Origin of the sequence: Streptomyces sp. NPDC088707, from assembly GCF_044752725.1 — a bacterium.
In the GTDB taxonomy this organism is placed as follows: domain Bacteria; phylum Actinomycetota; class Actinomycetes; order Streptomycetales; family Streptomycetaceae; genus Streptomyces.
In genome coordinates this window covers 599931-626925 of sequence record NZ_JBIVLV010000001.1, presented here as the reverse complement: position 1 = coordinate 626925, position 26995 = coordinate 599931, and the positions used below count along the sequence as shown (strand labels likewise).

The 26995-nt window shown below is 71.4% G+C and carries 22 protein-coding genes; 12 read left to right on the top strand and 10 right to left on the bottom strand.

Features of this window, described 5'->3' with window-relative positions; translation table 11 throughout:
- The first annotated feature begins 11 nt into the window (after positions 1-11).
- The 3 genes from ACIP84_RS02905 to ACIP84_RS02895 all read left to right on the top strand — a co-directional run bounded on the left by ACIP84_RS02905 (position 12) and on the right by ACIP84_RS02895 (position 3921).
- Entirely contained in the window at positions 12-1133 is a 1122-nt protein-coding gene (locus ACIP84_RS02905) for a glutamate--cysteine ligase (RefSeq protein WP_401793724.1), read from the top strand.
- A gap of 180 nt (positions 1134-1313) precedes the next feature.
- Positions 1314-2156, top strand: a complete 843-nt coding sequence (locus ACIP84_RS02900; RefSeq protein ID WP_401793721.1) for a hypothetical protein — start codon at positions 1314-1316, stop codon at positions 2154-2156.
- Between the two features lie 241 nt (positions 2157-2397).
- Positions 2398-3921 (top strand): MFS transporter, encoded by a 1524-nt coding sequence (locus ACIP84_RS02895; protein WP_401795628.1) that lies wholly within the window; start codon positions 2398-2400, stop codon positions 3919-3921.
- 17 nt (positions 3922-3938) lie between these two features.
- Here the strand turns inward: ACIP84_RS02895 and ACIP84_RS02890 are convergent, their stop codons facing one another.
- Both ACIP84_RS02890 and ACIP84_RS02885 read right to left on the bottom strand, forming a co-directional pair.
- Entirely contained in the window at positions 3939-5129 is a 1191-nt protein-coding gene (locus ACIP84_RS02890) for a hypothetical protein (RefSeq protein ID WP_401793718.1), read from the bottom strand.
- Between the two features lie 185 nt (positions 5130-5314).
- On the bottom strand, positions 5315-6559 hold the full coding sequence (locus tag ACIP84_RS02885) for a PP2C family protein-serine/threonine phosphatase (RefSeq protein ID WP_401793715.1): 1245 nt from the start codon (positions 6557-6559) through the stop codon (positions 5315-5317).
- Positions 6560-6756: 197 nt separating this feature from the next.
- On the opposite strand from ACIP84_RS02885, the gene ACIP84_RS02880 reads away from it, so the two are divergent.
- Positions 6757-8874 carry a SpoIIE family protein phosphatase gene (locus ACIP84_RS02880; RefSeq protein WP_401793712.1) on the top strand — a complete coding sequence of 706 codons (2118 nt, stop codon included), beginning with the start codon at positions 6757-6759 and terminating at the stop codon, positions 8872-8874.
- 62 nt (positions 8875-8936) lie between these two features.
- Here ACIP84_RS02880 and ACIP84_RS02875 read toward each other — a convergent pair whose 3' ends face one another.
- Complete coding sequence (locus ACIP84_RS02875; protein WP_355961587.1) at positions 8937-9209, bottom strand: DUF6296 family protein; 273 nt, start codon at positions 9207-9209, stop codon at positions 8937-8939.
- A 205-nt stretch (positions 9210-9414) separates the two neighbouring features.
- Between ACIP84_RS02875 and ACIP84_RS02870 the strand changes: the two genes are divergently transcribed.
- Positions 9415-9999 carry an HPP family protein gene (locus ACIP84_RS02870; protein WP_401793709.1) on the top strand — a complete coding sequence of 195 codons (585 nt, stop codon included), beginning with the start codon at positions 9415-9417 and terminating at the stop codon, positions 9997-9999.
- A 108-nt stretch (positions 10000-10107) separates the two neighbouring features.
- Here the strand turns inward: ACIP84_RS02870 and ACIP84_RS02865 are convergent, their stop codons facing one another.
- The 5 genes from ACIP84_RS02865 to ACIP84_RS02845 all read right to left on the bottom strand — a co-directional run bounded on the left by ACIP84_RS02865 (position 10108) and on the right by ACIP84_RS02845 (position 15239).
- Complete coding sequence (locus tag ACIP84_RS02865; RefSeq protein ID WP_401793706.1) at positions 10108-11478, bottom strand: TerD family protein; 1371 nt, start codon at positions 11476-11478, stop codon at positions 10108-10110.
- 179 nt (positions 11479-11657) lie between these two features.
- Positions 11658-12401, bottom strand: a complete 744-nt coding sequence (locus ACIP84_RS02860) for an amino acid ABC transporter ATP-binding protein (protein WP_355961596.1) — start codon at positions 12399-12401, stop codon at positions 11658-11660.
- Positions 12398-13306 (bottom strand): amino acid ABC transporter permease, encoded by a 909-nt coding sequence (locus tag ACIP84_RS02855; RefSeq protein WP_401793703.1) that lies wholly within the window; start codon positions 13304-13306, stop codon positions 12398-12400. Before ACIP84_RS02855 ends, ACIP84_RS02860 begins: the two co-directional genes overlap by 4 nt.
- Before the next feature lie 10 nt (positions 13307-13316).
- Entirely contained in the window at positions 13317-14192 is an 876-nt protein-coding gene (locus tag ACIP84_RS02850) for an ABC transporter substrate-binding protein (protein WP_401793700.1), read from the bottom strand.
- A gap of 210 nt (positions 14193-14402) precedes the next feature.
- Positions 14403-15239, bottom strand: coding sequence for an SAM hydroxide adenosyltransferase (locus ACIP84_RS02845; RefSeq protein WP_355961604.1), 837 nt, complete (start codon positions 15237-15239; stop codon positions 14403-14405).
- Positions 15240-15755: 516 nt separating this feature from the next.
- Here ACIP84_RS02845 and ACIP84_RS02840 point away from each other — a divergent pair.
- The 4 genes from ACIP84_RS02840 (at position 15756) to ACIP84_RS02825 (ending at position 20158) form a co-directional block, all read left to right on the top strand.
- The gene (locus tag ACIP84_RS02840) at positions 15756-17264 is read left to right on the top strand and encodes a GMC family oxidoreductase (protein ID WP_401795625.1); all 1509 of its coding nucleotides are present in this window, start codon (positions 15756-15758) and stop codon (positions 17262-17264) included.
- A gap of 83 nt (positions 17265-17347) precedes the next feature.
- Positions 17348-18166 (top strand): inositol monophosphatase family protein, encoded by an 819-nt coding sequence (locus ACIP84_RS02835; protein WP_401793697.1) that lies wholly within the window; start codon positions 17348-17350, stop codon positions 18164-18166.
- A 51-nt stretch (positions 18167-18217) separates the two neighbouring features.
- Positions 18218-18814, top strand: coding sequence for an NAD(P)-binding domain-containing protein (locus tag ACIP84_RS02830; RefSeq protein ID WP_355961610.1), 597 nt, complete (start codon positions 18218-18220; stop codon positions 18812-18814).
- Positions 18815-19123: 309 nt separating this feature from the next.
- The gene (locus ACIP84_RS02825; protein WP_401793694.1) at positions 19124-20158 is read left to right on the top strand and encodes a helix-turn-helix domain-containing protein; all 1035 of its coding nucleotides are present in this window, start codon (positions 19124-19126) and stop codon (positions 20156-20158) included.
- A 57-nt stretch (positions 20159-20215) separates the two neighbouring features.
- Here the strand turns inward: ACIP84_RS02825 and ACIP84_RS02820 are convergent, their stop codons facing one another.
- Positions 20216-21034, bottom strand: coding sequence for an SDR family NAD(P)-dependent oxidoreductase (locus tag ACIP84_RS02820; protein WP_401793691.1), 819 nt, complete (start codon positions 21032-21034; stop codon positions 20216-20218).
- Positions 21035-21235: 201 nt separating this feature from the next.
- On the opposite strand from ACIP84_RS02820, the gene ACIP84_RS02815 reads away from it, so the two are divergent.
- A complete protein-coding gene (locus ACIP84_RS02815) occupies positions 21236-22348 on the top strand; it encodes an acetate/propionate family kinase (protein ID WP_401793688.1) in 1113 nt (370 codons plus the stop codon).
- A 99-nt stretch (positions 22349-22447) separates the two neighbouring features.
- On the opposite strand, the gene ACIP84_RS02810 is transcribed toward ACIP84_RS02815, so the two are convergent.
- Complete coding sequence (locus ACIP84_RS02810) at positions 22448-24076, bottom strand: PucR family transcriptional regulator (RefSeq protein ID WP_401795622.1); 1629 nt, start codon at positions 24074-24076, stop codon at positions 22448-22450.
- Between the two features lie 384 nt (positions 24077-24460).
- Here ACIP84_RS02810 and dnaK point away from each other — a divergent pair, with 384 nt between their 5' ends.
- Together dnaK and ACIP84_RS02800 are read left to right on the top strand one after the other, a co-directional pair.
- Positions 24461-26362 carry a molecular chaperone DnaK gene (gene dnaK, locus ACIP84_RS02805; protein WP_401793685.1) on the top strand — a complete coding sequence of 634 codons (1902 nt, stop codon included), beginning with the start codon at positions 24461-24463 and terminating at the stop codon, positions 26360-26362.
- A 9-nt stretch (positions 26363-26371) separates the two neighbouring features.
- The gene (locus ACIP84_RS02800; RefSeq protein ID WP_401793682.1) at positions 26372-26992 is read left to right on the top strand and encodes a nucleotide exchange factor GrpE; all 621 of its coding nucleotides are present in this window, start codon (positions 26372-26374) and stop codon (positions 26990-26992) included.
- Positions 26993-26995 lie beyond the last annotated feature (3 nt).

The window sequence follows — 26995 nt, the reverse complement described above, 5'->3', positions numbered from 1 at the left end:
GTGGTGGCTCGATGAGAAGCGTGGGCGTGGAGGAAGAGCTGTTGCTGGTGCATGCCCGCAGCGGAGAGCCGCTCGCCCTGGCCGGTGCGGTCCTCGCGGCCGCGGACCGGTCCGTGGGCCGGCAGCCGGGCGACGAGGGCGAGCCGGAGCACGCCTTCGAGAAGGAACTGCAGAAGGAGCAGGTGGAGTTCGCCACCGAACCGGTGACGGAGATGGGCGAACTCCAGGAGGAGATCATCCGCTGCCGCGCCGAGGCCCGTCGCCACGCCGCCTCCGCAGGCGCCCTGGTCGCGGCCCTCGGCACCTCACCGCTGCCCGCCGAGCCCTCGCTGAACCCGGGCGAGCGATACGCCTGGCTGGGTGAGCAGTTCGGCCTGACCGCGCAGGAGCAGCTCACGTGCGGTTGCCACGTCCACGTCTCGGTCGATTCGGACGAGGAAGGCGTCGCCGTACTGGACAGGATCCGGCCCTGGCTCGCCGTTCTGACGGCGATGAGCGCGAACTCGCCCTTCTGGCAGGGAAAGGACAGCCAGTACGCGAGTTATCGCAGCAGAGTGTGGAACCGGCTGCCCTCGGCCGGCCCCATGGACGTCTTCGGATCCGCCGACCGCTATCACGAGCAGGTCCGCGCGTTGCTCGGCACCGGCGTCCTGCGTGACGAGGGAATGATCTACTTCGACGCCCGGCTGTCGGCCAATTACCCCACCGTGGAAGTCAGGGTGGTGGACGTGTGCCTCGACGCGTCGACGCCGGTACTCCTCGCCGCCCTGGTGCGTGCTCTGGTCGAGACGGCCGCCAGAGCCTGGCAGGCCGGAGAACCGCCCTCCCGCGTCAGCACGAGCCTGTTGCGGCTGGCCTCATGGCGGGCCGGCAAGTCAGGCCTGGACGGCCCTCTCCTCCACCCCGCGACCATGCGGGAGGAGCCGGCGGCGGACGTCGTCCGGGCGCTGTACGCCCATGTCCGGGAGGCCCTGGTCGAGAGCGGCGACGACGAGCGTGTCCGCGACGGCATCGCCGCGCTGCTGGAACGGGGCACCGGGGCCCGCGTCCAGCGTGAGCTCCTGCGCACTCAGGGCAGTCTCGCCTCGGTGGTCACTCACTGCGCGAGTATGACGAGCGGCGCCCGGGCCTGACACGCCGTACGGACGAAGGAGGCGGCGAGAGCCCCCTGGCATCCCCCGACGAACGTGGCCGCAGGGCCGGGGATCGCCGGGGGTCTCTTCCAGCCGTCGGAGCCAGGCCGTCCGGCGGACCGCGCAACGTCCACGTTTCGCTGTCCGTCAGGCGGAGGAGCTGAAACTAGGCTCGGTGCCGTGGAACAGCCTGAGCACCGCGCCGAGGGCGCGGGACCGTTCACCACCCGGCTCACCTGGCCCCACCCCGAAGGGGGGACGGTCGTATGGGAGTCGCGCCCCGCGCGCAAGCGCGGGGTGCTGTCCGTCCGCGACCCCGGGGGCGCGGTCACCACGTCCCCGACCGCCGACGCGAAGGCCCTTGAGCGCCTCCGGAGGCTCAACTCCGTCGCATCGGGTGCGTTCTTCCTCGGTGGAATGCTCTTCGCGCTCGGCGCCGGCGTCGCCCAGTTCGGCTCGGGCGACCCGGTCGAGAGCGCCTCCGTCTACTTCGCGGGCGGGCTGTTCTTCACCATCGGGGGCTACACCGCGCTCCTGCAGGTGCTGAACGCGCCTCGCCACGCACCACAGAGCGGCCCGCCGGCGACGACCGTCTGGCGGTGGTGGGGGTACGAGCCGATGCGTCTGGACTGGCTCAGCACGTTCGTACTGTTCACCGGGACGCTCGTGTTCGGAGTCAACCTGCTGGACTCCTTCCTGCAGGGGCTCACCGTCCAGCAGACCAACCGGCTGATCTGGGCTCCCGACGTGGTCGGTTGCGTGCTGTTCCTGGTGTCGGGTCATCTCGCGTTCGCCGAGATCTGTCATCGCTCCCGCCCCTGTCTCCGCTCGCGCAGCCTCGGCTGGTGGGTGGTCGCGGTGAACCAGTTCGGGTCGGTGCTCTTCATGGTCTCCGCGGTGGCCGCCTTCACCCGGCCCACGACCCAGAGCCTGGTCAACGCCGACATCGCCAACTGGGGGACGTTGTGCGGTGCGCTGTGCTTCGCGCTGGGTGGCGTGCTCCAGGCTTTCGAACGTCCCTAGAACGCCTGTCAGGCCGGCTCGTCAGGGTCCCCCTGCTGAGGCCGCACGCCCCCTCCTCCCCGACGCCCCGTTCCCTGGCCGCGCCCACTCGGGCACCCGCCTGCCCGCGCGCGGCGTGCGTGACGCGACGGACGGGCTCAGACTGGACAGAGTGAGCAGCCGGACAGAGCCTGATCCTCAGCCGTACCCCACGTCTCAGAAGGGCGCGCGGCTCCCGAACCAGACAGTGGCACTCGCGGCGATGATGTTCGCGGTGGCGATGACCTTCATCGACCAGACCATCGTCTCCATCGCCGCCCCCGACATCGTGCGCGAACTGGGACTCTCCAGCGCGGGGATGCAATGGGTGGTCAACGCCTACCTCCTCGCCCTCGCCGCGTTCTTCGCCCTCGGCGGGCGCCTCGCCGACCTGTACGGGCCACGGCGCATCGTCGTCATCGGCACCCTGGTCTTCGTCATCGCGTCCGTCCTCTGCGGGTGCGTCCCCTCCGGCGACTACGCCCAGCCCTGGCTCATCACCTTCCGGGCCGTGCAGGGTCTCGGCGCGGCACTGCTCTTCCCGGCCGCGCTGGCCGTGGTCGTGGCGGTGTTCCCCGTCGAACGGCGGGGCAGGGCCCTCGCCCTGTTCTTCGGGATCTCCGGAGCGCTGACCGCCGTCGGTCCGCTGCTCGGCGGCTGGCTCACGGCCTCGTGGACCTGGCGCGCCGTGTTCTGGGTCAACGTGCCGGTCGCGATCATCGCCCTGATCCTCACCGCCCTCGCGCACATCGCGGACCGCCCACGCCCCGGAACGCTCGACGTGCCGGGCGCCGTCCTCGTCGCCGCCGGCATGGGCCTGAGCGTCCTCGGCTTCCAGCAGGCATGGTCATGGGGATGGGGGAACTGGGCGACCTGGCTGTGCGTCGTCGGCGGCCTCGTGATCCTGTACGTGTTCGTACGGTACGAGCGCGGCGTCCCCCACCCGCTGATCGACCTGCGGGTCTTCCAGGACAAGGCGTTCACGGTGGACACGGCCGTGCTGTTCTTCGCGATGCTCGCCTTCGTGCCGGTGTTCTTCTTCTCCTCCGTCTACGCGCAGGTGTCCCTCAGCGCCTCTCCCAACCAGGCGGCGCTCTTCCTGCTGTACTTCTTCGCCGGCTTCGCCCTCGCCTCCCAGTGGGGCGGCCGGATCCTCGACAAACGGGGTGCGCGCCCCGCGCTGAAGGCGGGAACGATCCTGGGCGCGGTCGGCTTCGCCTTGTGGGCCAACGAACTGACGAACCTGTCCATGCACGACCAGTGGCCCTACGCGGCTCTCGCCGGCGCGGGAATCGGCTTCATCCTGGCCCCCGCGTCGACGGACGCGGTCAACCGGGCCATCGGCGCCTCGTACGGCGAGGTCACCGGCATCACGCAGACCGTCCGCAACTACGCGGCGAGCATCGGCCTCGCGGTGTTCGGCACCCTGCTGTCCCGAGCCATGACGGAGAACGTCACGGACACGCTTCGGGCGCGGGGCATCGACCCCGCCGTCGCCGACCAGGTCGCACGCGGCATCACCGACTCCGTCTCCGGCCACGGCGACGCCACCCCGCCGACCGGCACCGGTCAGGTCGCCGAGGCCACCCGCGACGCCATGTCGTCCATCCAGATGGACTTCGCCCAGGCCAACCAATGGGTCTTCTACGGCATGGCCGTGGCCCTGGCGCTCGGCTTCCTGTGCGCCGTCCGCCACCCGGGCGACCGCGCCATCCCGAAGGCCCCGGATCCGACACCTCCGGAGTGACCGCGTGGCGGAGGGTCTCACTCGCCGTGCGGGCGCTGCCGGTCCTCCGTATCCGGTGTTTGGGGGCTCGGGCCGCGGAAGCGCGAGAGGGTCTTCGTGAGGCTCTTCCAGGGAGAGGGGTCCTCCTTGGCCGCCGCTGATGCCGTCCGGGGGGCGCCGTCGCCGCTGTTCGCCTCGGCGAGGGCTTCGAGTGCCGACTCGGCGGCCTCCCGGTACAGGTCGCAGGAGGCCGTCATGGCTTCGAGCGCCTTGGCGTACTGGGTGACCATGGCCCGCGCGTGGGCCAGCTCCTCGTCGGGGGTGAGCAGGTGCCAGCCCTGCCGCAGCCGTGTCAGGACCTGTTCGGCGTCGGCCGGCATCGGCTGGGGTCGCGCGGCGAACTCCTGGATCCTGTCGAGGAGTTTGGTGGGTTCCGTGCCGTCCAGGAAGACATGGGGGACCGTGAAGTACTCCGCGTCGTAGCCGACGGCCTGCGGTGCCGGGGGCAGGATGACGGCGCCGCCGCGCGGTATCCCGACACCCAGCTCACGCTTCATCACGAAGTCGGCGATCAGCGCCTGGTCCGGCGTGGCCCGGTGCTCGACCACCCGGTGCCGCAGGCTCGGCGGCAGGAACGCCGTGATCGGCCGGCGCCCCAGGGTGTCCGGCGTCATCGCCTCGTGCACCACGACATGGATGAACCAGCTCTGCCGGGTACAGGCCCGCAGCAGGCGGCGCAGCTCGTCGTCGTCCTTCGGGAGGTGGTTCGCCGACCGCAGGCGCACGTCCGGCACCGTCCCGTGGTCCCACGGGACCTGGTCGCTGTCGGGCCAGAACACGGTGGCCGGTGAGGGCCAGCCCGCCTCCCACGCCCGCTCGGCCTCCGCGGCGAGGACCCAGCTGACACCCTCGCTCTTCGTACGGCGGGACTCGGGATCGTACGTGGTCAGTTGCGCGCGCACGGTGACGTCGTCGGCCACGCGCCAGCGGGCCTCGAAGAGCCGCCGGGCGGACGGGCCGGGGTCGGCGGACTCGTCCCGGGGGTACAGATCGGTGGAACGCGCCGCCTCGACGGGGTCGAGGTCCAGGAAGTCGTCGATCACCCGGGCCGCCTTGAGGGCGAGCAGGTTGCGCCGGACGTCCCGCTCGGGCTCGGGCCCGAGGTGACGCCCACGCCCGAGCCAGGCGGTGTCGGGGACGGTGGTCGATGAAGTGCTGTTCTTGGCCATGGAACCGTTCAGTGGGCGATCAGGACCCGACCAGTATGGTTCCGCAGTCCGAGCGAGGGAAGCGGCACCCCGTCGGCGCCGTCGCGGACCGTACGGGCTGCCGCCTCGGCCGTGCCGCACGTTCCACCGGCTCCCGCCCTGGGCATAGTGGTGAGGTTCCCCCTCCACGGAGGTAGACCGCGGGCTCAGACGCGGACGATGACGAGGGCGATGTCGTCGCGGGCTCCGCTGGCGAGGCCGAGTCGCGCGAGCAGCGTGTCGGCCAGCTGAGCCGGGTCGAGGCCGGCGAGGTCGCCCAGGGCGGCGGTGAGGCGGTCAAGGCCGGTGTCGATGTCCTCGTCGCGGCGTTCGATCAGTCCGTCGGTGTAGAGGACGAGGGTGTCACCCGGGCGGTAGGGGGTGCCGGCCTGCGGCCGGGGAACGTGCTCGGGTCTGGCTCCCAGCGGTGGGTCGGTGGCCTGGTCCAACAGCTCGCACGTGCCGTCCGCGTGCAGCAGCACCGGCGGCGGGTGCCCCGCGCTGGAGTAGGCGAGCAGTCTGGACCGGGTGTCCACGAGCACGCTGACCGCCGTCGCGGCGAGCGCGCCGTCGACGGAGCGGGCGTACATGCCCAGCACTTCCAGGGCCCCCGCCGGTCCGGCCACCGCCCGGCTGGCCGCGGAGAGCGCGCTGCGGAGCATGCCCATGACGGTGGCCGCCTCCAGCCCGTGCCCGACGACGTCGCCCACGGCGACGGTGAAGCGCCCCTCGGACAGGTCGACGGTGTCGTACCAGTCGCCGCACACGTTCAGCGAACCGATCGCCGGCAGGTAGCGCACCGCCACGTCACTGTGCCGGGCCAGGTCGGGGGAGTGCAGCATCGCCTCCTGCAAGGTGACGGCGACCTCCCGCTCACGGGCGTGCGCCGCCCGCAGCTCCTCGTTCAGCCGCTGCAGCTCCCGCGCGCGGACGTACAGCTCGGCCTCCATCCCCTCCTCGCGCTCGGTCATCCCCCGCCCCTCGTTCCGGCCCCGGAACCGGCGGGACCGCATGAACGCCGTCACGTCCTCCACGCGGTGGATGATCCACGCGACCCGCCCGTCCGCGTTCTTGACCGGGGTGTTCACCGGGGACCACCAGCGTTCCTCGAACACACCGGGCTGTGAGACGACGGGGATGTCGTACTTCTGCACCGCCATGGTGTCGACCTCACCGGTGGCCAGCACCCGCCCCAGCGACGCCCCGAGGTTCTTCACCCCGTCCGCGCCCGGGTCGGCGGGATTGTCGGGGAACGCGTCGAACACGTGCTGCCCGAGCAGATCCTCCCGGGTGCGGCCGGTCGCCCGCAGGTACGCGTCGTTGACATCCACGATCACCAGATCCGGTGCCAGCACCAGATACGGGCTGGGCGTCGCGGCGAACAACGCACCGTGGTCGATCTCCGGCCTCACAGACCTTCCGATCCTCGTCCCGAGAGGCCCCCTCCGACCAGCGTACGCAGCGCTCCGGCCGACCGCGCCTCAGCGGGACCGGCCGGCGGGACCGGCCGCCGTCACCCGGGCACTCCACTGCGGTGGCCGGGTGGGTGGGGTGGGCGTTGCATGGGAGGCAGCGCGGTCCACCCGTCTCGTCGAATGGGCGTTCCACAGTGGTTGGTGAAGAGCATCCGGACAGCTGGTCCGTCCCCGAGGGGCTGGGGGACGCCGTACTGGACGCGCTCTTCTCCCAGTCGCCCATGGGCCTGCACGTGTACGACCAGGAGCTGCGTCTGGTACGGGTGAACACGGCGGCCCGGCTGATGCGGGAGTTCCCGGTCGACCGGCTGCTCGGCCGCACGCTGCCGGAGATCCTGCGGTCCTTCGACATCACCGACCCCGCGGCCGTGGAACGGGCCGCCCACCGGGTGCTGGAGACGGGCGTGCCCGAGCTCGACATGAGCATCCGGTTCCGCGACCGCCGTGTCCCCCCGGTCGAGACCGTCTCCTCGGCGTCCGCGTTCCGCCTGCAGCGGGCCGACGGCACCGTGCTCGGGCTGGCCGCCGCGCTGACCGACGTCACCGCCCGGGTGCGGGCCGAAGCGGAGGTGCGCCTGCAGAACGAGGCGGCCGCGCGGATCGGAACCACGCTCGACATCTTCCGTACGGCGGCCGAGTTCTGCGAGGTCGTCTCCCCGGCCCTGGCCGACACCGTGACCGTCGACGTCTACGACGTGGTCCTGAGCGGCCGGGCTCCCGTCGCGGACGCGCTCGACCGGGACCAGACCGTTCGACGCGTGGGATACCGCTCGGTCGCCGGACCGGACCAGCAGGGCGTCCCCGCCGTCGGCGAGGTGGACGTGTACCCGCCCGGCACGCCCTACCGAACCGTCCTGGACACCCTGGCCCCCAAGCTGATCCGACGACTGCGCCCGGACGCCCCCTGGCTCGATCCGCGGCGTCGGCGCCATGCCCGGATCCTGAGTGCGCGGGCGCATTCCATGATGCTTGTGCCGATCCGTGCGCGGGGTGTGGTGCTCGGCCTCGCCGTTTTCTACCGCTGGCGCGAACAGACCCCGTTCGACCACCGGCACCTGAGGCTGGCGCAGCAGCTCACCATGCTCGCGGGCCAGTGCCTGGACAACGCTCGCCTCTACGGGCGGGAGCGCTCGGCCGCCCGCATCCTGTCCGGCGGCTTCGCCCAGGCGCAGGCATCCGTCGTGACGGCCGTCGAACTCGCCCGCACCCACCTGCCGGCGGGCACGGGCGGCGGCTGGTCCGACGCCATCTCCCTCTTCGGGTCCAGGGTCGCCCTCGTGGCCGGGGACACCACGTCCGGGACCTCGCGTCCGGCGGCGACGAGCGAGCTGCGTGCGGCGATCGAGGCGCTGGCCGACCTCGACCTGCCGCCCGACGACATCCTCCAGCGCCTTCACGACCTCGCCGGCCGCCCGAGCACCCCACCGGACACTGCCGCACCCGAAGCCGGTGACGGATCGCCCGCCACCTGCCTCTGCCTCGTCTACGATCCGGTCACCCGCCTGTGCACCGCGGCGAGCGCGGGACACCCGTCACCGGTTCTGGTGCACCCGGGCGGCGCCGTCGAACTGCTGGATGTCGCGGCCGGACCACCTCTCGGGCAGGGACTCGCGGAGTACGCGCTCACGGAACGCGTCCTGCCCGAAGGCAGCACCCTGCTGATCTGCAACACCGCTCTGCTGACCGCGGCCGGCGGCCGGGAGTCGCTGCTGAGTCTCCTGACCGACCTGTTCGCCGAACCGCAGCCCTCTCTTCAGGCCGCCTGCGACCGGTGTGCCGAGGTCCTCGCGCCCGAGCAGCCGCTTCGCGACGCCTACCTGCTGCTGGCCCGCACCCGCACGTTGGGCGAGTCCCGGACGAAGGCGTGGACCTTTCCCAACAGTCCGGAGAGCGCCGGGCAGGCGCGCAGGAGGGTCGTGGACCAACTAGCGGAATGGGGACTGGCCCAGGACGTCATCGACGACACCGCCCTCGTCGTGAGCGAGCTGGTCACCAACTCCGTGCGCTACGCGAAGGGGCCTATCCAGTTGCGCCTCATCCGCGACGGCGCGCTGGTGTGCGAGGTCACCGACGACAGCAGCGCCAGTCCGCACCTCCGCCGCGCCCTGGACACGGACGAGAACGGCCGGGGCCTGTTCATCACCGCCCACCTGACCCAGCGCTGGGGCGTGAGGCCCTCAGGACGAGGCAAGACGCTCTGGGCGGCACGGACCCTCGCGACGGCCGCCGAGGCAACGGCCGCCGAAGCGTGAGGCGCCCCTGTCCGTATGCGCAGCGCGCTCGGACAGGGGCGTTCGGCCGGGTCGGGTACCGGTCAGGCCGCGGAGGTGGAGGGGCCGGGGGGATCCTTCGGATCGGTGTCGGTGAGGCGGCGAGCCAGCACGTGCTGGGTGGGGGCCTGGTGCCCGCCCGAGGCGAGGATGCGCACCTCGTCCTGGTCGCTGATCTCCGCGCGGATGATGCCTGTGGGGTCGGCGTAGACCGGATGGCCGCCGGGCCCTTGGGAAGAGGTGCGCTCGACGACCACGACGTCCTGGGCCGAACCCGTGTCGTCGGAGAACACCAGCTCATATCGGACTGGGCTCATTTCGCCCACTTTACGCCGCGAGCCCCGGGTCCGCCCCCGGCCGAGCAGCGGAGAGCCCGCTGGTTAGAGTGGTGCCGGGCCGCGCCGCCGCACCAGGGCCGGGCGCGGGACCGGGCCGGCTGTCGACCACAGGGCCCCGTGCGACCGCATGCCCCGCTCCGTCCCGTCCGGCCCACAGCCGCCTGCCCCGGAAACCCCGCATCACATGAGTACCGACATCGCTCCGCATCCCGACCCCGCCCCGGGCGGGACCGACTCCGCCGCCGTCCCGTGTGGCCGCGGCCGCAGCCCACGCCTGGCCCGCCTGGCCGGCCGTGCCCCGGCGCGCCCGACGCCCGCGACCGCCGCCCACAACGTCAGCGCCGCCACAGCGGCCCTCCTCGCGCTCGTCGCGATCGGTGCCGCCCTCCACGAACCCGTGCTCATACCCCCGCTCGCCGCCAGCGCCGCACTGGTCCACTGTGCCCCCGCTCTGCCGCTGGCCCAGCCGCGCAGCGTGGTCGTCGGCCACCTCATCGGCGCCGCCGCCGGATACGCGGTGGCCCTCGCGGCGCACGGCAGCGCATGGGCCGCCGCCCTCGCCGCAGGCGTCACCCTCGCCCTGACGACCATGGCCCGGACCCCGCACTCGCCTGCCTGCGCCACCGCCGTCGTGATCGTCCTCCAGGAGCCCGCGCCGGGCAGGTTCGTCCCCCTGCTGTTCGGGTCCACGGTCCTGCTCGTACTGACGGCGTACGCCGCGTCCCGCGTCCGTCGCGCGGCACCGCGGTACCCCGCCTACTGGTGGTGAGCCGCACCGGCCGTCCCCGTCCGGCGCTCGGGGAAGCGCGCGGACGGTACCGGGGCGTCGGGCGAAGCGGCTCCCGCTCTCCGGAACAGCTCCGTTGCCGGACAGGACCTAGCGACGCCAGGGCTTCCGTGCCCCCCGGGGCGGCTCGTTCGGGTCAGCCGGATCGAGGGTGAGTTCCCATCGGTGCCTGCTCTTGTCGATGGTGACCAGGAGGGGGCCGCTGGGCAGGGCGGCCTTCTCCCGGACCCGGCGGCCGTTCCACGCGTACACGAGCCGCTTGGCGGGGCGTCTGAGGTCACCGGGCGCGTCACCCCAGTGGTAGTGCATCTGGAACCAGCCCTTGTGGGGGTCCTCCGCCCGCACCTTCAGCTCGGCCGCGGGGCCGGTGCGGACGAAGACCTCCTGGCCGCTGCCCGCGATGGTGCCGAAGTCCAGCGGCAGGGCCGCCGACAGGGGCAGGACCGTGAGTTGCCACGCCCCGGAGTTGCGCACCTTCAGCGTGAGCGGCCCGCCCTTGCGAGGGGGCACCATCAGGGTTCGGCCGTAGTGATCGGGCAGGTCGGACAGGAAGACGTCGTCCTCGCGGCCGGGGATCTTGACGGAGATGAAGTTGTACTCCTCCGTCCGTGCCTCAAGGATCACCGGTTCCCCGTTGGGCGGGAACGGCAGGTCGACGGTGACCGACTTCGCCCCCTTGCCGCGATAGACGAGCGGCTCGAACGCGAAGAAGCCGGCCGCCCAGGACGAGGGCTCGAAGGATGCGCCGACGCCGGGCGCCCCGACAGCGTACGCCGGGACGAACCCGGCGGGTACCGGCCCCGGCGCCGACGGCGCCCCGGGAACCACCACGCCGGACGACGTCTTGTCCACCCCCGCGAGCGGCACCGGGACGGACACGGAGGGCGCAGCCGGCGACACCGAGGGGACCACCGGCGCAGGTGGTGGCACCGCCGTCACGGCCTCCGCGCCCCCCACGTCCTTCGTCAGGCCCGCGAGCCCGTCCGCGTAGCCCTGCCCCACCGCGCGGAACCGCCATGCTCCGTCGCGCCGGTACAGCTCACCGAGCACGAACGCGGTCTCGGCGGTCGCGTCCGTGACCTCGAACCGCGCGACGATGCTTCCGTCGAGCGTGCTCACCTGGGCGTAGAGACCGCGGACCTGTCCGAAGGTCCCGCCCGCGCAGGATCCCACTATCAGTACCCGCTGGACGTCGGCTTCGACGCGGAGCAGGTCCACCTCCAGCCATTCGGCGAGCTGCCCGGAGCCCTGCCCCGTGCCGACGAGCCGCACGGCGCCCGAGGGGTGGGCGGGCCGCTCGTCGAAGACGATGTCGGCCCCGCCGCGCACCGTTCCGGCCGCGTCGAGCAGAAGGGCCGCGGCTGACACGGTCGGCGCACCCGGCACCGACTGCCGGCCCACGGCGACACGCAGAGGGACGGCGGGGACGGGCGCGTTCGCGCCCTTGATCATGTGCGTCATACCGCACATGGTGACAGTGGAGCAGACACCTGGAGAAGATCTCCGGCGCGGAACACACCGTTCCAGCAGGGCACTTCGTCAAGGCCGGACGGAGGAAGCCGGTCCTCCCCCGCGGCAGGGGGAGGCACCGGCTTCCGCGATCCGCAGGGGCCGGCTTCCGTGATCCGAGGGAGACGCCGCTAGGAACGGTCGAGTGCGCGGGCGAGGAAGCGCCGCGTGGCCCGCTCCCGCGGAGCGGTGAGCACCTGCTCGGCGGGGCCCTGCTCCACGATCACGCCGTCCTCCAGGAAGCAGACCCGGTCCGCGATCCGCCGGGCGAAGTCCATCTCGTGGGTGGCCATCAGGATGGTGAGGCCGCGCCGCTTCAGATCGGCGACGACGTCCAGGACCTCGCCGACCAGTTCGGGATCGAGGGCCGAGGTGATCTCGTCGAAGAGCAGCACCTCCGGCTCGGTGGCCAGGGCGCGGGCGATCGCGGCCCGCTGCTGCTGTCCGCCCGAGAGCCGGTCGGGGTGCTCGTGGGCCTTGTCCGCGAGCCCGAGGCGGTCGAGCAGCTCGCGGGCCGAGGCCTCGGCCTTCCTGCGCGGGACGCCGTGGACCTGGCGTGGCGCGAGCGTGATGTTGTCCAGCACGCTCAGATGCGGGAAGAGGTTGTACGCCTGGAAGACGATGCCGATCCGACGGCGGGCGACGTCGGGGTCGAGACGGGGATCGGTCAGCTCGGTCTCGCTCAGGTGGACGGTCCCGTCGTCGACGACCTCCAGCAGGTCCACACAGCGCAGCAGGGTCGACTTCCCGGAACCCGAGCCGCCGATCAGGCAGACGACCTGGTGCTCGGCGACGTCCAGGTCGATCGAGCGCAGCACCAGGCGCTCCCCGTACTGCTTGCGGAGGCCGCGGATGCGCAGCAGCGGCTCGCTCATCGGCCTGCCCCCGCCCAGGTGCGCTGGGCCTCCCGGCGCTGGAGCCGGTCGGCGAAGCGGGTCAGCGGGATGGTCACCGCGATGAACAAGAGGGCCGCTCCCAGGTACGGGGTGTAGTTGAAGTCGTAGTCCGCCTTGATCTGAGCGGCCCGCAGCGCCTCCAGCGGACCGAGGACGGCGACCAGCGCCGTGTCCTTCTGCAGGGCGATGAAGTCGTTGAGCAGGGGCGGCAGCACATTGCGCACGGCCTGGGGCAGGACGACGTGCCGCAGGGTCTGCCGCTCGTTGAGGCCCAGGGCCCGGGCGGCGTTCCGCTGGGCCGGATGGACCGAGTTGAGTCCCGCCCGGAAGACCTCGGCGACGTACGCGGTGTAGGAGAGGGTGAGGGCGATCACGCCGAGGAGCCAGGGCTCTGAGGGGGTGCCCTGCAGTTGCAGCGCTGGTAGTCCGAAGCCGACGAGGAAGACCAGCAGCAGGGTCGGTACGCCGCGGAAGACGTCCACGTAGAGCGTCGCGGCGAGCCGCAGCGGCTGGAGACCCGGTGAGCGGGTCACCCGTACCAGGGCGATCAGCAGTCCCAGGACGAGGATCAGCACCTCGGCGACGAGGAACATCTGGATGTTGAGCCAGAAGCCCCGGAGAAGGTCGGGGAAGGCGGAGCGCAGCTCGGCGCCGTCGAGGAACAGACTGTCGACGCGGTCCCAGCCAGGTGAGGCCACCGCGGCCGCGCCCACCGCCACCAGCCCGAGCAGGGTGCAGAGGGTGGAGACCCAGGTGTGGCGGCGCTTGCGGGCGCGGCGGTACCGCTGACGCTCCCGTTCGCGGTCGCTGGGCCGGTAGCCGGCGTCGGGCGTGCCCGGAGAGGAGGCCGACCGGTCCGGTACGGCCGTCTTGCTGATGTCCACAGCCGGCCCGTTATCGCTTCAGCTCGGGGACGTTCGCCGAGGCGGAGAGCCACTGCGTGGTGAGTCTGGCGAGCGTGCCGTCGGCCCTGAGCTTGTCGAGTGCCTGGTTGACGCAGGAGGTGTACCCGCTGTTCTTCGGCAGCAGCAGGCCGAACTTCTCGGGGGTGCCGCCCGCGTAGCCGAACTGGCCGACGATCTCGCCGTTGTCCAGCTCCGCCCCGGCCAGGTAGAAGACGGTGGGAAGGTCGGTGACGATCGCGTCGATCTGACCGTTCCGCAGCGCGGTGACCTCGTCCTTGGTGGTGCTGAAGACGCTGGGCTGCTTCGAGGGCTTGATCTGGTCGAGCACGGCCTGGTAGCTGGTCGTCGCGACCTGCACGCCGATCCTGGCGTCCTTGAAGGCGCTCAGGGACGTGGCTTTCGCGAACGCGGATCCGTCGAGCGCCAGGATGGCCTGATTGGCCGTGTAGTAACTGGTGGAGAAATCGACTGCTTTCGCGCGCTGCGGCGTGATGGAGATCTGGTTGATGTCGAAGTCGAAAGCCTTGGGTCCGGGGGCGTACGAATGAGCGAAAGGCTCGACGACCCATTTCACCTGTTCGCGTTCGAAGCCCAGCTTCTCGGCCACCGCATAGGCCACGGCGCTTTCGAAGCCCTTTCCGTTCGACGGGGTGTTGCTGTCGAACCACGGTTCGTAGGCCGGGGAGTCGGTCGCGACGGTGAGCTGGCCGGGCTTGTGGAGGCTCGTGCTGTCCGTCGTGCACCGGGCGGCGTCCTTGGAGCCGGCCGCTTCGGGGGTGTTCTGCGGCTGCGGCGCGCAGCCGGCCGCCGCCAGCGCGACGAGGGCGGCGGCGGAGGCCGCCAGGGATATGCGGGTACGGGACATCGGAGGTCCTTAGGGAGAAGTCCGGGAAAGGTACGGGAAAGAAGGCCGGTGCTGTGCGCTCAGCGACACAGATCGGCCGCACAGCGCACGTGGTCCACGTGGCGGCGGCGTACCAGCAGGAGAGTTCCGGACATGCTTTTCAGCATTCCGGCTCACGGAGACCGGCGTCAATCCGGAACACCGTTGCGTGGGTAACGCGTTGATAACATGTCAGCTGGTGAGATGGAATACCCGGTCGCCCTGGCGGAGTCCGAACGACTCCGCCGCGGAACCGCCGCGGACCACGAGTTCGGCGAATCCGACCCCGGAACTCCCGACGGTGATTCCGGGCTCGCCGAGCGGGACGTCGGGGAGTCGGTCGTAACAGCGCACCCGGATGTCGCGGCCGTCGATCCGGTTGCGCACGAGAAGGCTCTCGGCGGTGCCGTAGCCGGGCAGTTCGGCGGCCGGGCGGTCCAGCTTGCAGTTGCCGAAGTTGTCGACGACGGCGATCCGCACGTCGTCGGCGACGGACGGGCGCACCGCTGTCGGCTGCGCGGGAACGGGGTGTTCGTCCACCAGCCAACGAGCCAGCAGGGGCGCGTACCAGAGGCTCCGGAACTGGGTCCGTACCATCTCCTCGATCTCGGCCGGCGTCAGCTCGGCCCAGTCGGTGGCGGCGGCTTCCAGCACCTCGCGGACATCGGTGACCTGGACCTCCGTCAGACCCAGGTAGGTCGCCAGCGGGGCGAGGACCCGCTGGTTGAGCGTGCTCACGACCAGGTGGTTCCCGTGGCGGAAGGAACAGAAGGGCACGCCGTTGGGCCAGTGCCCGTCCCTCGGCGCGATGTTGACGAGGACCACGACCGGTCGGCTCGGGCCGCCGATCAGGTCCGTGGAGCGGAGCAGGTCGAGCAGGGTCAGGGCGGCGGCGCCCTCCGGGTCCGGTCCGCCGAGCGGCAGGACGGTCGGAGTGGAGCCGAACAGGGTGGCGATCCGGGTGGACTGGCGGGCGAGCGCGTTGGGGTCGGCGCAGTCGGTGAGGGAGACGACCGGGGGAAGGGGCATGGCGGTACTTCGTCCTTCTGTCGAGGGAGGACATGAGGTGGGTGGGGTGTGAGGTGCGGGGCCGACAGGCTCGGTGGCGGGCCGGGACGACAAAAAACGGACCCTCCGTCTCCGGAGGGTCCGTCGCGTCCTGCGCGCACACGGCTTCGCTAGCGAAGCGCCTCCGGGGGCGGGGGCATCATTCGCATCATGGCGAGGGTGGCGGTGTGCTGCATGAGGTGCACGCTAGCACCGGGGGGAATCGCCCCGGGCACCCCTTCCACATAGTGGACATGCCCTTCCGGTCGTCGGCTCGGCGCTGAGGTTCCGAACGAACGTCGCGGAGGTTCAAGTACGTGCCGCGCCGGTGTTCCTAGGATTCGAAGGCAGAGGGGAATCCCGGGCTGTCATGGACGGGTACACAAGAGGCTTCTAGTCCCCGCCCCTCAGTACACGCAAGCAATCAGCTCTTCGATCGTCGAGGAGTCTTTTCCTGAAGCCCGGCGGTCAGAACGTGCTGCCGTGGGAAGCGGAGACATGATGGGCCGGAGTCCTTATGACTATGTCGTTGTGGGAGCGGGGACGGCGGGGTGCGTGATCGCCTCCCGGCTTTCGGAACGCCCCGGCGTGCGGGTGCTGCTGCTGGAGGCGGGAGCCCGGGACTCGACCGAGGCGATGGCGTCTCCCTGGGGGTTCCTGGGGTTCGACCCCGCATCCCTCTGGCCGGGCGCGTCGACCGTGCAGGCCGGTACAGGCAGGGCCGCTGACGTGCTGCGCGGCAGGGCGCTCGGCGGGTCGTCGAGCATCAACGGTCTCTACCACCTGCGGGGTCACCGCTCCGGTTACGACGAATGGCCCGGGCTCGGTGCTCCGGGCTGGGGTTTCGACGATCTGCTGCCCTGGTTCCGCCGCAGCGAGAGCGCTCGCAGTCGCGACGCCTCCGTGCGGGGCACGGACGGGCCGGTCGTGGTCGCCCCGGTCCCGCAACCCCATCCCCTTGCCACGGCGGGCGTCGACGCCGCGGTGCAGGCCGGGTTCACCCGCGCCGATGACATCGGCGGCGGGCTGGAGACCGGGTTCGGGTGGAGTGACATGAATCTGCCCGGCGGCGCCCGCCAGAGCGCGGCCGACGCCTACATCCGTCCGTTCCTCGACCGGCCGAACCTGGACGTCGTCACGGACGCGACCGTGCGGCGGCTGCGCGTCACCGCGGGCCGCTGCACCGGCGTCGAGTACACCGTGGGCGGCGACCACCTGTCCGTCGAGAGCGCCGAGGTCGTGTTGACCGCGGGAGCCATCGGTTCCGCCCACCTTCTGTTGCTGTCAGGGATCGGCCCGGCACGACACGTCGGCGAACACGGCATCGGCGTCGTCGCCGACCTGCCGGGAGTGGGATCCCATCTGCAGGACCATCCGATGGCGGCCGTGGTGTACGAGGCCAGTCGGCCCGTCCCGTTCGTTCCCGCCAATCCACCGGCCGAGATGATGGGCCTGTTGTACAGCGACCCCGCCGCGGCCCGGCCGGACCTTCAGGTCTACATCGTCGCCGCACCGCTCCCGTCGGCATGGGGCCGGCCGCCGGCCGACGGGTACTCCGTCGCCTTCTCCGCGATGGCTCCGCACAGCAGCGGCACGGTGCGCCTGGCGGACGCCGATCCCGCCGGCGCTCCCGTCGTCGACCCCGGCTACCTGAGCGACGACCGTGACCTGGAGGTCATGCGCAAGGGCCTGGCAGTGGCGCGCCGCATCGGGGAGGCCGACGCGTTCGCCGACTGGCGCAAGCGGGAAGCGGTGCCGGGATCCGGGACGAGCGGCGAATCCGTGGACGAGTTCATCCGCAAGGCCACCGGCCCCTACTTCCACTTCACCGGCACCTGCCGTATGGGAACCGGCGCCGATGCCGTCGTCGACCCGGCAAGTCTGCGCGTACACGGGATCGCCGGACTGCGGGTCGCCGATGCCTCGGTGATGCCGTCCATTCCCTCGGCCAACACCAACGCGACCGTCTACGCCATCGCCGAACGGGCTGCCGAACTGCTCGACTGAGCCTTCTTCCGCGCCCACGGGGCCTTCATGCGCAGTTCGGCCCCGGCCGACCCCACCACCCTTCATCAGACAGGAGCACCACCATGTCCGAAACGCCGCCGACCACGGACGTCGCCACCTCCGACGCCGATCTGCTCGACCGCACCGTGATCGCCGTGCGCGCCGCCGGCGCGGCGCTGCGCGAGCGCTTCGGCGACGTGGTCCGCTACGAGACCCGCGAAGAGCTGATGCAAGCGCTCGCCGTCAACGACAGCACGGCACTCGACATCCTGCGCCCCCGGCTCACGAGCCTTCTCCCGAAGGCCGGTTGGGTGGAGGACGAGCTGGACGGCGGGGCTCTGCCGCCCGGCGAGTGGTGGGTCGTGGACCCGGCCGAAGGCAACGTCAACCATCTGCACGCGCTGCCGGAGTGGGCGGTGACCGCAACCCTCGTACGGGAGAATCGGCCGGTACTCACCGTGGTACACCTGCCGTTGACCGGCGAGACCTACACCGCGCTCACCGGCGCCGGGGCCCACCTCGACGGCCGGCCGCTGCACGTCTCCGGGACAGCGGACCTCGGCCTGAGCATCGTGGCCACCAGCCAGGCCCGGCCGGACGAGGACGAGAAGGTCGTACGGCGCGTCGGCTCCTCGATCACCGGGATGCTCTTCGACGCGCTCGTCGTCCGCACCGCCGTGCCCGCCACCCTGCACCTGACGAACGTGGCCGCCGGCCGGATCGACGCCTTCTGGCAGTTCGCCGGCGCCCGAGCGGACCTGCTGCCCGGCGCGCTGCTCGTCACCGAGGCCGGTGGACAGATCTCGGACGCCGAGGGCCGCCCCTGGACCCCGCAGAGCGACAGCTTCCTGGCCGCCGCGCCCGGCGTGCACGCCGAGGCCGTAGCCACCCTCTCCCGCTGACCCGACACCCCACACGCCACACGCCCGCACCCACGCAAGGACCACATCACCATGACCACGATCGCAGTACTCGGAAACGGCCGCGTCGGCGGCAACCTGGCCGCAGCCCTCACCCGGGCCGGGCACGAGGTGACCGTCGCGGACCGCGCGCCGGGGGCCGCCGCCGACGCCGCCCGGACGGCCCGGATCGTCATCAACGCCACCCCGGGCGCCGGCTCCCTGGAACGTCTCGCCGCCCTGCGCGAAGAGCTGCACGGCACGATCCTCATCGACGTCTCCAACGCCACCGCCGACGGACCGGACGGACTGCCCGCCGACCTCCTCCACCCCGGCTCAAGCCTCGCCGAACAGCTCCAGGCGGCACTCCCCGAGACGCACGTCGTCAAGACCCTCAACACCATGCTCTTCCCCGTGATGACCGCGCCGGCCATGCTTACCCAACCGCCGACCGCCTTCCTCTCCGGCGAGGACCCGCAGGCCAAGGAGACCGTCCGTGAACTGCTCGTCGACCTCGGCTGGCACAAGGAATGGATCACCGATCTCGGCGGGATCCAGACCGCCCGCGCCACGGAGGCCGCGATACTGTTCGTCCCGCACGTGATCCGGTCCACCGGATTCACCCCGTTCGCGATCTCGATCGCCCGCTGACCGTCGAGCCGCGCGGGCCGCAGGTGACCGGAGCCGGCACCGGCACGGAGGGGTCCCGGTCCCGGTGGGACACCGCCGTGGCAGGCATCGTCCCCCGTGGTCGCCGGGCCGACGTCGTCCCTTCGCGCACTCAGGCGATCAGCTCGTCCCGCCGAACCGGAAGTATCGGCTCCGCCTCCCGACCGCTGCAACGCGGGCCTTCCATAGGAAGATTGGCAGGGTGTCCCCATGAGTCATGGGGACGCCCTGCGGAACACGATCTCCACAGGACGGCGTTGCGGGCAGTGAGTACGAGAGGGTCGGAGAGGGATGCACGGTACTGGAGCCGAGGTCGACGGCGCGCGCGGGGTGTTCGCGGTGGACTCGACCGCGCCGGGCTTCGCACCGCGGGGGCTCGACGTCTTCAGGCGCGGGTGGGAGACGCAGGTCGGCGACGACGTCTTCCAGCTGCCGGCCTTCAGCCCGGACACGATCGGTGACTTCCGGGTCAAGGGCAACGTGGCCAAGGTGCACGGCGCGGCGATCGCCGATCTTCACGCCGCGTCGGCGACCAGGACCGCGGACGTCCCGGGCGGCGATCAGGATCTGGTCGCCATGTACGTCGTGCGGCGCGGCGGATGGACTCTGGGCGGTCCGCCCGGTCACGGCGACCAGACCGTGTCGGCCGGGCAGTTCCTCGTCCGGCACCTCGGGCGCCTGACGGCCTTCGAGACGACGGCGCACCTCACGGCGAAGTTCCTCGTCCTGCCCCCCGGCGAGCTCAAGCCCCTGCTCGGGAACCGGTTCATCACCGGGCCGGCCGACTCGGCCGAGATGCGCTTGCTGACGGCCCTCACGGACATGATTCACACCACCGTGGCCGACCTCGGCCCGGCCGGTGTGGAAGCTGCCCAGGGGACCCTGGTCGAGCTGACCAAGGCGGTGGCCAAGGGCCGGTTCGACGACGTGGAACCCCGGTTGGCTCCCGCGCTCACCCAGGCGGCCAAGGACCTCGCGAACCGTCGGCTCGCCGATCCCGGACTCTCCCCGGCGATGCTCGCGCGTGAACTCAACGTCTCCGTCCGTACGCTGCACCGGGCGTTCGCCGCGGTGGGGGAGCAGGTGACCACCTACATCCGCCACCGGCGCCTGCATGAGGCCCGGCTCGCCCTTGCCCAGCCGTCAGGGCGCCTGAGCGTTTCGGAACTGGCCGCACACTGGCAGTTCGCGGACGGCAGTCACTTCACCCGAGCCTTCAAGAAGCGCTACGGCCAGACTCCCACCGAGTACGCCCGCTCGACCGGAGCAGCCTCGCTCCGGTCGAGCCGGCACGCGCCGGGCCGCGGCCCGTCCGAAAGCGCGTGACCAGAGGTCGTGCCCTGTCCACGTGGGCGCGGCGGTCGTTCGGTTCGTGGCTGTCGGTCAGGTCCGCGGGGCGCGTGGCTCCAGCCGGAACTCGAAGCCGAGGGTGCCCGGGTCGAGTGCGGTCGCGCCGCCGTCGACGGTGAGCACCGCACCGTTCACGAACGAGGCGGCGGGCGACAGCAGCCAGGCGATGGCCTCCGCGACCTCCCGCGGCTCACCCGGCCGCCCGGCGGGCAGGACGCGGGTCACCTCCTCGTACGCGGCTTCCAGACCGTCCCCTTCGAAGCCCGCCTCGTCGGCGAACCGGCTCATTCGGCGGTCGGCCATGTCGGTGCGCACCCAGCTCGGGCACACGGTGTTGGCACGCAATCCCGCGCCCCCGTAGTCGACCGCGAGCGAGCGGCACAGCTGGAGCAACGCTGCCTTGGAGGTGGCGTAGGCGGCGTTCCCGACGCCGTTGCGCAGGGCGGACACCGAGGCCACAGCGACCACCGCGCCGCGGGCGTCGAGCAGGTGCGGGAGCGCGGCGCGCAGCAGCAGGAACGGACCGGTGAGGTTGGTCCGCATGACCTCGTCCCAGTCCTCGGGGGTCACCTCGCCCACCCCGCCGCCCCGCCCGATACCGGCGTTCAGCACCAGACCGTCGAGCCGCCCGTACGCGCCGACCACCGTCTCGACGAGCGAGGCCACCGCGGCGGGGTCACCGATGTCCGACGGTACGGGCAGGGCGCCGGTCTCCTCGGCGACCAGCCGCAGCGGCTCGGGGCGGCGCCCGGACACCGCCACCCTGTGGCCGGCCCGGGCCAACGACTGTGCGGTCGCCGCCCCGATCCCCGTGCCGCCGCCGGTCACCAGGTACACGCGCTCGTCCGCCATGTCCGCCGCTTCTCCTCTGTCTCGCCCGCCGCCCTCGTCCCGTCGATCTTAGGCGCGCGACGCTCCGGGGCCGGGCCGGCCGGCGAGCCACCCGCCGTAGCCCAGGCAGCCGAGTGGGGGAAAGCGCGGCGGTCGAGTGCGGCGTCGACCGGCTGAAGCGGTCAGCCGCCCTACGATGCGGAACGAGGAGAGGATCGGCGTGTGCGCACACGAACCAGCCCGGTACTAGTGACAGACGCGGGGTCATCGAGTTTGCGTCTGACGGTCTTCGGGGACGGCGGTGAGGTTCTCAGCGAACATCACAGCGAATCTCCTCCCGGCGAGAGCGCATTCGGTTCGCTGCGGCAACTGCTGAGGCAAGGGCCGGCTCCTGCGGCTGTGGGTCACCGCATCGTCCACGGCGGCTCGGAGCTGCGCGGTCACACCCTGCTCGACGACGACGTGCGGGTCCGCCTGGATCGGGTGGCGGAACTCGCGCCCTTGCACGTCCCGCAAGCCTTGACCGTTCTGGACGCAGCGCGGGACCTGCTGCCCGGAGTTCCGCATGTGCTCTGCTTCGACACCGTCTTCCACTCCGGCCTACCGGCTGCCGCACGGGAGTACGCGGTACCTGCCGGCTGGCGCGAGGAGTACGGACTGCGCCGCTACGGCTTCCATGGTCTGTCCTACGCCTGGGCGCTGGCCCGCACCGCTGAACTCCTCGGCCGGCGCCCGGACCAGCTGCAGCTGGTGATGGTGCACCTTGGCGGCGGCTGCTCCGCCTGCGCCGTGCGCGAGGGGCGCAGTGTCGACACGACGATGGGCTTCACGCCCTTGGAGGGCCTGGTGATGAGTCGTCGCAGCGGCAGCGTCGACCCTGGCGCCCTGACCTGGTTGCTGAGACGGAAGAACCTGTCCGCGGACGAGATCGAGGACGCTCTGAACCACAGGTCCGGTCTGCTTGCCCTCTCCGGCACTTCCGGTGACACGCGCGACCTGGTCCGCAGCCGGGCGGCGGGCGACGAGCGCGCCGCGCTCGCACTCGACGTCTTCACCCACCATTGCCGTCGCGGTATCGCCGAGATGGCCGCATCTTTGAGCCGCCTGGACGCTCTCGTCTTCACCGGTGAGATCGGTGAGGACCAGCCTGAGGTACGTGAAGAGGTGTGCGCCCGGCTGTCCGTGTTCGGCCTCACGGGCGGGCTGCGACCGCTGGTCGCCGAACGGCCTGAGATCGTCAGCGCGCCGGGCGCACGTGTTCCCGTCGTGGTCGTTCCGACGGGAGAGGCCCAGCAGATCCACCTGGAGACCCGGGCTCTCCTGGATCACGGCTGAGCGGGGCCGACGCGTACGGAGTCATGCTCGGCGGTACGGTACGGCACCTGCGTCCGACCCGCTTGCACAGCTGTGGTGGGGGATCAGCTGTTGTGGGGATCAGCCGGATCTCCCCAGCATGATCTTCCACACTCGGGTCGCGACCTGGAGGTTCAGCCGGTCCTCGACGTTCGCGAGGTCGTTGCCGCTGATCTCGCGGATGCGCTGCAGCCTGTAGCGCAGCGTGCTGCGGTGGATCGCGAGGGATGCGGCGGCCTCGTCGTAGTTGCCGCCGCAGTCGAAGTACCGGGAGAGGGTCTCCACCATGGTTGCGCTATGTCGGGAGTCGTAGTCGATGAGCTGCCCGAGCCACTCGTGGACGAACGTCTCCAGTTCCTGGTGACCGGCGCCAGGTCCCAGGATGCGGTACAGGCCGAGCTCGTCGAAGAAGGTCGTGCCGTACCGCTCGCGGGAATTGAGGCGTACTTCGAGGGCGCGCTGCGCCTCCTGGTAGTGGTGGGGGATGTCGGGCACGGAATCGGAGGGGGCGCTCACCCCGATCGTCCCGGACTGTGTCCCGGTCTCCCGGGCGAGCGCCTCGTGCAGCGCGCGAGCGTGCGGCCTGTCGTCAGCGACCAGGACCACGTGGTCGGAGCGTCGGGTCAGCAGCGAGTGCATGCCGACGGCAGAGGCCGCCCGGCCCACGGTCCGGGCGAACGAATCGTCTGCGGTCCGGTTCGACCACTCCACGACGACGACGTAGTGGCTGCGGTGCAGGTCGTGCCCGACCGCCTCGGACCGGGCGTAGGCGCTCGCGGCGTCCGTTCCCGCCAGGAGGTCGTCGACCAGCTCGCGGTGCAGCCTCAGCTCCACTTCGGCCAGATTGCGCAGGTGCGCCAGCTCCAGGGCGAGCGACGCGGCGGCGTGCTCCAGCGCGGACACGGTGTGTTCGTCGGCCTCGCTCAGGGTGTCGACCAGGGCCAGCACGCCCAGGACCTCGCCGTGTGGGCGGACCAGAGCGATCAGCCGGTCCTTGATCCGTACGGGCCCGGCCTCCCGTGCGGCGGCGTGCAGGATGCCGTTCTGGCGCACCGGATCCGGTTCCGGGTACGGGTCGGGTCGGCCGGGACCTGACCAGGCCTTCAGCCGCCCGAAGCGGTCCTCGACCAGCGCCGGAAGCCCGGTGAGCTCATGCAGTGCGCGGGTGACGGCCTCCTCCCCGCCCCCCGAGGCGGCGATCTCGGCCATGAGCGCGTGAACGGCCTGCTGGTTCCCGAGCTCAGCCACCACGGAGATCAGCTGCTGCTGAAGAGTGGCGCGTTCCTCCCTGACCCGGTGGAGCTCCATCGCGTCCTCGCGTCGGCGGCGCTGCGCGAAGGCGACTGACAGCGCGGCAGCGGTGTGCCAGACGAGCGTGGCGAGCAGGGACCGCTGGGCCCCCGTGGGCCGGGCTCGGGAGGTCACCACGAGGTACCCGTGAAGTCTCTCCGTCCCGCGCAGCCCCATGGCCCGGCCCCAGCGCCTGCCGGGGACGGTCACAGGGCCGTCCTGCCCCTCCAGTTCCCGAACCCTCCGGTCCATGGACGCGACATGGGTGTGATCGTTCCTCGGGCTGGGGACCAGGTCGCCGTCCACCTCGAGGTATCCGGCTTCGGCCCTGTACGGCCCCGCGGCGGCTACGTGGTGCATGGCCAGGCGCAGGATCTCGCCTTCGCTCGGGGCTTCGAACAAGGCGTGGGACAGCTCCATCATCGCGTGGAGGGCACGGGCGGCCGGGCTCCTAGCAGAGGAGCGCAGGCTTCCCCGCGCATCCGTGGGCCGCCGCCCGGCGCCACCCGGCGGAAGGCTGCCCTTCCGGTCGGGATAGCGGCCGCGCACGTCGCGCGCCCCGCTGCCGGCCATGGGATCACTCCGTCCTTCTCGGAGCTCTGGGGGGACGATCGTCTTTGCGTCTACCCACTCAGGGGCGACTCATCCGATATATCCCGAGAATTCCCTCTCGTACTCGCGGGGCGATCGGAGCCGTGGACTTCTGACTCGCCAGGAGCAGGCGCATACCCACCCGCCTCGTGACCCTGGGAAGGATCTGGAAGCCTCAGCAGGCGCCGGCGCCGCACCGGAAGGAGAGTTCTCATGGCCAAGGCAGTGGGTATCGACCTGGGTACCACGAACTCGGTGATCGCTGTGTGGGAGGGCGGCGAGCCGTCCGTGGTGCCCAACAGCGAGGGCAACCGCACGACACCGTCTGTAGTGGCCTTCACCGACACCGGTGAGCGTCTGGTGGGCCAGATGGCCCGGCGCCAGGCGATTCTCAACCCCAAGGGGACCATCTACTCGGCGAAGCGGTTCATCGGCCGGCACTTCGACGAGATCTCCGAGGAGGCCAGGGCGGTCGCGTACGACGTCGTCGAGGGCGACGGCGGGGCGGCCCGCTTCAAGGTGCGCGACAAGTTGTACGCGCCTGAAGAGATCAGCGCCCAGGTGCTGCGCAAACTCACCGAGGACGCCTCCAAGCAGCTCGGGGAACGGGTCACGGAGGCGGTCATCACGGTGCCCGCCTACTTCAACGACGCGCAGCGCACCGCCACCAAGGACGCCGGTCGGATAGCCGGACTCGAGGTGCTGCGGATCATCAACGAGCCGACAGCCGCGGCCCTCGCGTACGGCATGGACAAGCAGCAGCACGAGACCGTCCTCGTCTTCGACCTGGGCGGCGGGACCTTCGACGTGAGCATCCTCGATGTCGGCGACGGCGTGGTGGAGGTGCGTTCCACCGCCGGTGACAGCCACCTGGGCGGCGACGACTTCGACCGGCGCCTGGTGGACTACCTCGCGGACGACTTCCAGAAGGAGAACGGCATCGACCTGCGCAAGGACCCGCAGGCGCTGCAGCGATTGTTCGAGGCGGCGGAGAAGGCGAAGACCGAGCTGAGCTCGGTGACACAGACGCAGGTCAGCCTGCCGTTCATCACCGCCGACGCCGCGGGCCCCAAGCACCTCACCGACTCGATCATGCGGTCCACCTTCGAGCAGATCACCAGCGACCTGGTGGAGCGATGCCTCGGACCGGTACAGCAGGCCATGACCGATGCCAAGGTCGGTGAGAGCGACATCGACGAGGTCATCCTCGTCGGCGGCTCCACTCGCATCCCCGCCGTTCAGGCCCTCGTGCGCCGGCTGACCGGCGGCAAGGACCCCAACATGAGCGTCAACCCCGATGAGGTCGTGGCCTTGGGCGCCGCGATCCAGGCCGGGGTGCTCAAGGGCGAGGTCAAGGACGTCCTGCTGCTCGACGTCACCCCCTTGTCGCTGGGTGTCGAGACACGCGGCGGCGTGATGACGAAGATCATCGAGCGGAACACCACCATCCCGGTGCGCCGCTCCGAGACCTTCTCCACCGCCGAGGACAACCAGCCCGCCGTCGACATCGTCGTCCTCCAGGGCGAGCGAGAGCTGGCCGCCGACAACCGGGTGCTGGGGCGGTTCCAGCTCACCGACATCCGGCCGGCGCCGAGGGGCGAACCACAGGTCGAGGTCACCTTCGACATCGACGCCAACGGGATCCTCAACGTCACGGCCCGCGATCGGGACACCGGCAAGGAACAGGGCATCACGATCAGCGAGAGCTCCAACCTGGACCGCAGTGAGGTCGAACGCATGGTCCAGGAGGCCGAGCGGAACCAGGGCCAGGACCAGGCACTCCGCGAGGCCGTCGACGCCCGCAACGAGCTCGACGCCGTCGCGTACCAGGTCGAGAAGCTCCTCACGGAACTGGGCGACAAGGCCCCCGCGCACGAGAAGGCACGCGCCGAGATGCTCGTGTCCGACGCCCGGGCGGCGGTCAAGGAAGAGGCGGGCGTCGAGCGCGTGCGGCCCCTGACCTCCGAACTCCAGCAGTTGCTCGCCGGGCTGGCGGCCCACCAGGGCGCCGCCGCCGACACAGGCGGCCCCGGGCAGGACCCCACCGCGGGCGGTCCCACGAGTGGCAGTGACGGTGACGACGACGTCATCGACGCCGAGTTCGACAAGGACTGAGGAACCGTCATGCCCATCCACCCCGAGGAACCCGACCCGGCCGTGCGCGACCACACCGATCCGGCCCGGGAGGGCGCCGTAGGCCCTTCCCCCGCGGATCCGCCGCGCTCGGGCCCGCCGACGCGGCGGGAGCCCGCCCCGGGCGGGCAACCCGGCCCCGGTGCGGCGGGCGACGGCCCCGCACCGTCCCAGGACGAGTACGAGGCCGAGCTCAAGGCGCTGGAGGACCGCTGGCGGCGCGCGCTCGCCGACCTCGACAACCTCCGCAAGCGGCACACCAGGGAACTGGAGCGGGAGCGGACGGCCGAGCGTTCCCGGACGGCCGCGGCCTTCCTGCCCGTCCTGGACAACCTCGAACTCGCCCTGACCCATGCGGGCGCCGATCCCGGTGCCATCGTGGCGGGTGTCCAGGCGGTCCGCGACCAGGCGGTGAACGTCCTCGAACTGCTCGGCTACCCGCGGCACGCGGAGACCGGCGTCGTGTTCGACCCGGCCCGGCACGAGGTGATCGGCGTCGTCCAGGACCCCGACGCCCCGCCTGGCACGGTCGTCGACGTGCTGCGCCCGGGCTACGGGGACGGCGAACGGCAGCTCAGGCCCGCCGCCGTGACTGTCGCGAAGCGGGAGTGACCG

Coding starts and splice junctions, on each gene's coding strand:
- ACIP84_RS02830 (WP_355961610.1), top strand. CDS start 18,218: ATGACCACGATCGCAGTACTCGGAAACGGCCGCGTCGGCGGCAACCTG.
- ACIP84_RS02875 (WP_355961587.1), bottom strand. CDS start 9,209: ATGAGCCCAGTCCGATATGAGCTGGTGTTCTCCGACGACACGGGTTCG.
- ACIP84_RS02810 (WP_401795622.1), bottom strand. CDS start 24,076: ATGGAGCTGTCCCACGCCTTGTTCGAAGCCCCGAGCGAAGGCGAGATC.
- ACIP84_RS02850 (WP_401793700.1), bottom strand. CDS start 14,192: ATGTCCCGTACCCGCATATCCCTGGCGGCCTCCGCCGCCGCCCTCGTC.
- ACIP84_RS02905 (WP_401793724.1), top strand. CDS start 12: ATGAGAAGCGTGGGCGTGGAGGAAGAGCTGTTGCTGGTGCATGCCCGC.
- ACIP84_RS02835 (WP_401793697.1), top strand. CDS start 17,348: ATGTCCGAAACGCCGCCGACCACGGACGTCGCCACCTCCGACGCCGAT.
- ACIP84_RS02825 (WP_401793694.1), top strand. CDS start 19,124: ATGCACGGTACTGGAGCCGAGGTCGACGGCGCGCGCGGGGTGTTCGCG.
- ACIP84_RS02860 (WP_355961596.1), bottom strand. CDS start 12,401: ATGAGCGAGCCGCTGCTGCGCATCCGCGGCCTCCGCAAGCAGTACGGG.
- ACIP84_RS02890 (WP_401793718.1), bottom strand. CDS start 5,129: ATGGCCAAGAACAGCACTTCATCGACCACCGTCCCCGACACCGCCTGG.
- ACIP84_RS02870 (WP_401793709.1), top strand. CDS start 9,415: ATGAGTACCGACATCGCTCCGCATCCCGACCCCGCCCCGGGCGGGACC.
- ACIP84_RS02820 (WP_401793691.1), bottom strand. CDS start 21,034: ATGGCGGACGAGCGCGTGTACCTGGTGACCGGCGGCGGCACGGGGATC.
- ACIP84_RS02800 (WP_401793682.1), top strand. CDS start 26,372: ATGCCCATCCACCCCGAGGAACCCGACCCGGCCGTGCGCGACCACACC.
- ACIP84_RS02865 (WP_401793706.1), bottom strand. CDS start 11,478: ATGACGCACATGATCAAGGGCGCGAACGCGCCCGTCCCCGCCGTCCCT.
- ACIP84_RS02895 (WP_401795628.1), top strand. CDS start 2,398: ATGATGTTCGCGGTGGCGATGACCTTCATCGACCAGACCATCGTCTCC.
- ACIP84_RS02845 (WP_355961604.1), bottom strand. CDS start 15,239: ATGCCCCTTCCCCCGGTCGTCTCCCTCACCGACTGCGCCGACCCCAAC.
- dnaK (WP_401793685.1), top strand. CDS start 24,461: ATGGCCAAGGCAGTGGGTATCGACCTGGGTACCACGAACTCGGTGATC.
- ACIP84_RS02840 (WP_401795625.1), top strand. CDS start 15,756: ATGATGGGCCGGAGTCCTTATGACTATGTCGTTGTGGGAGCGGGGACG.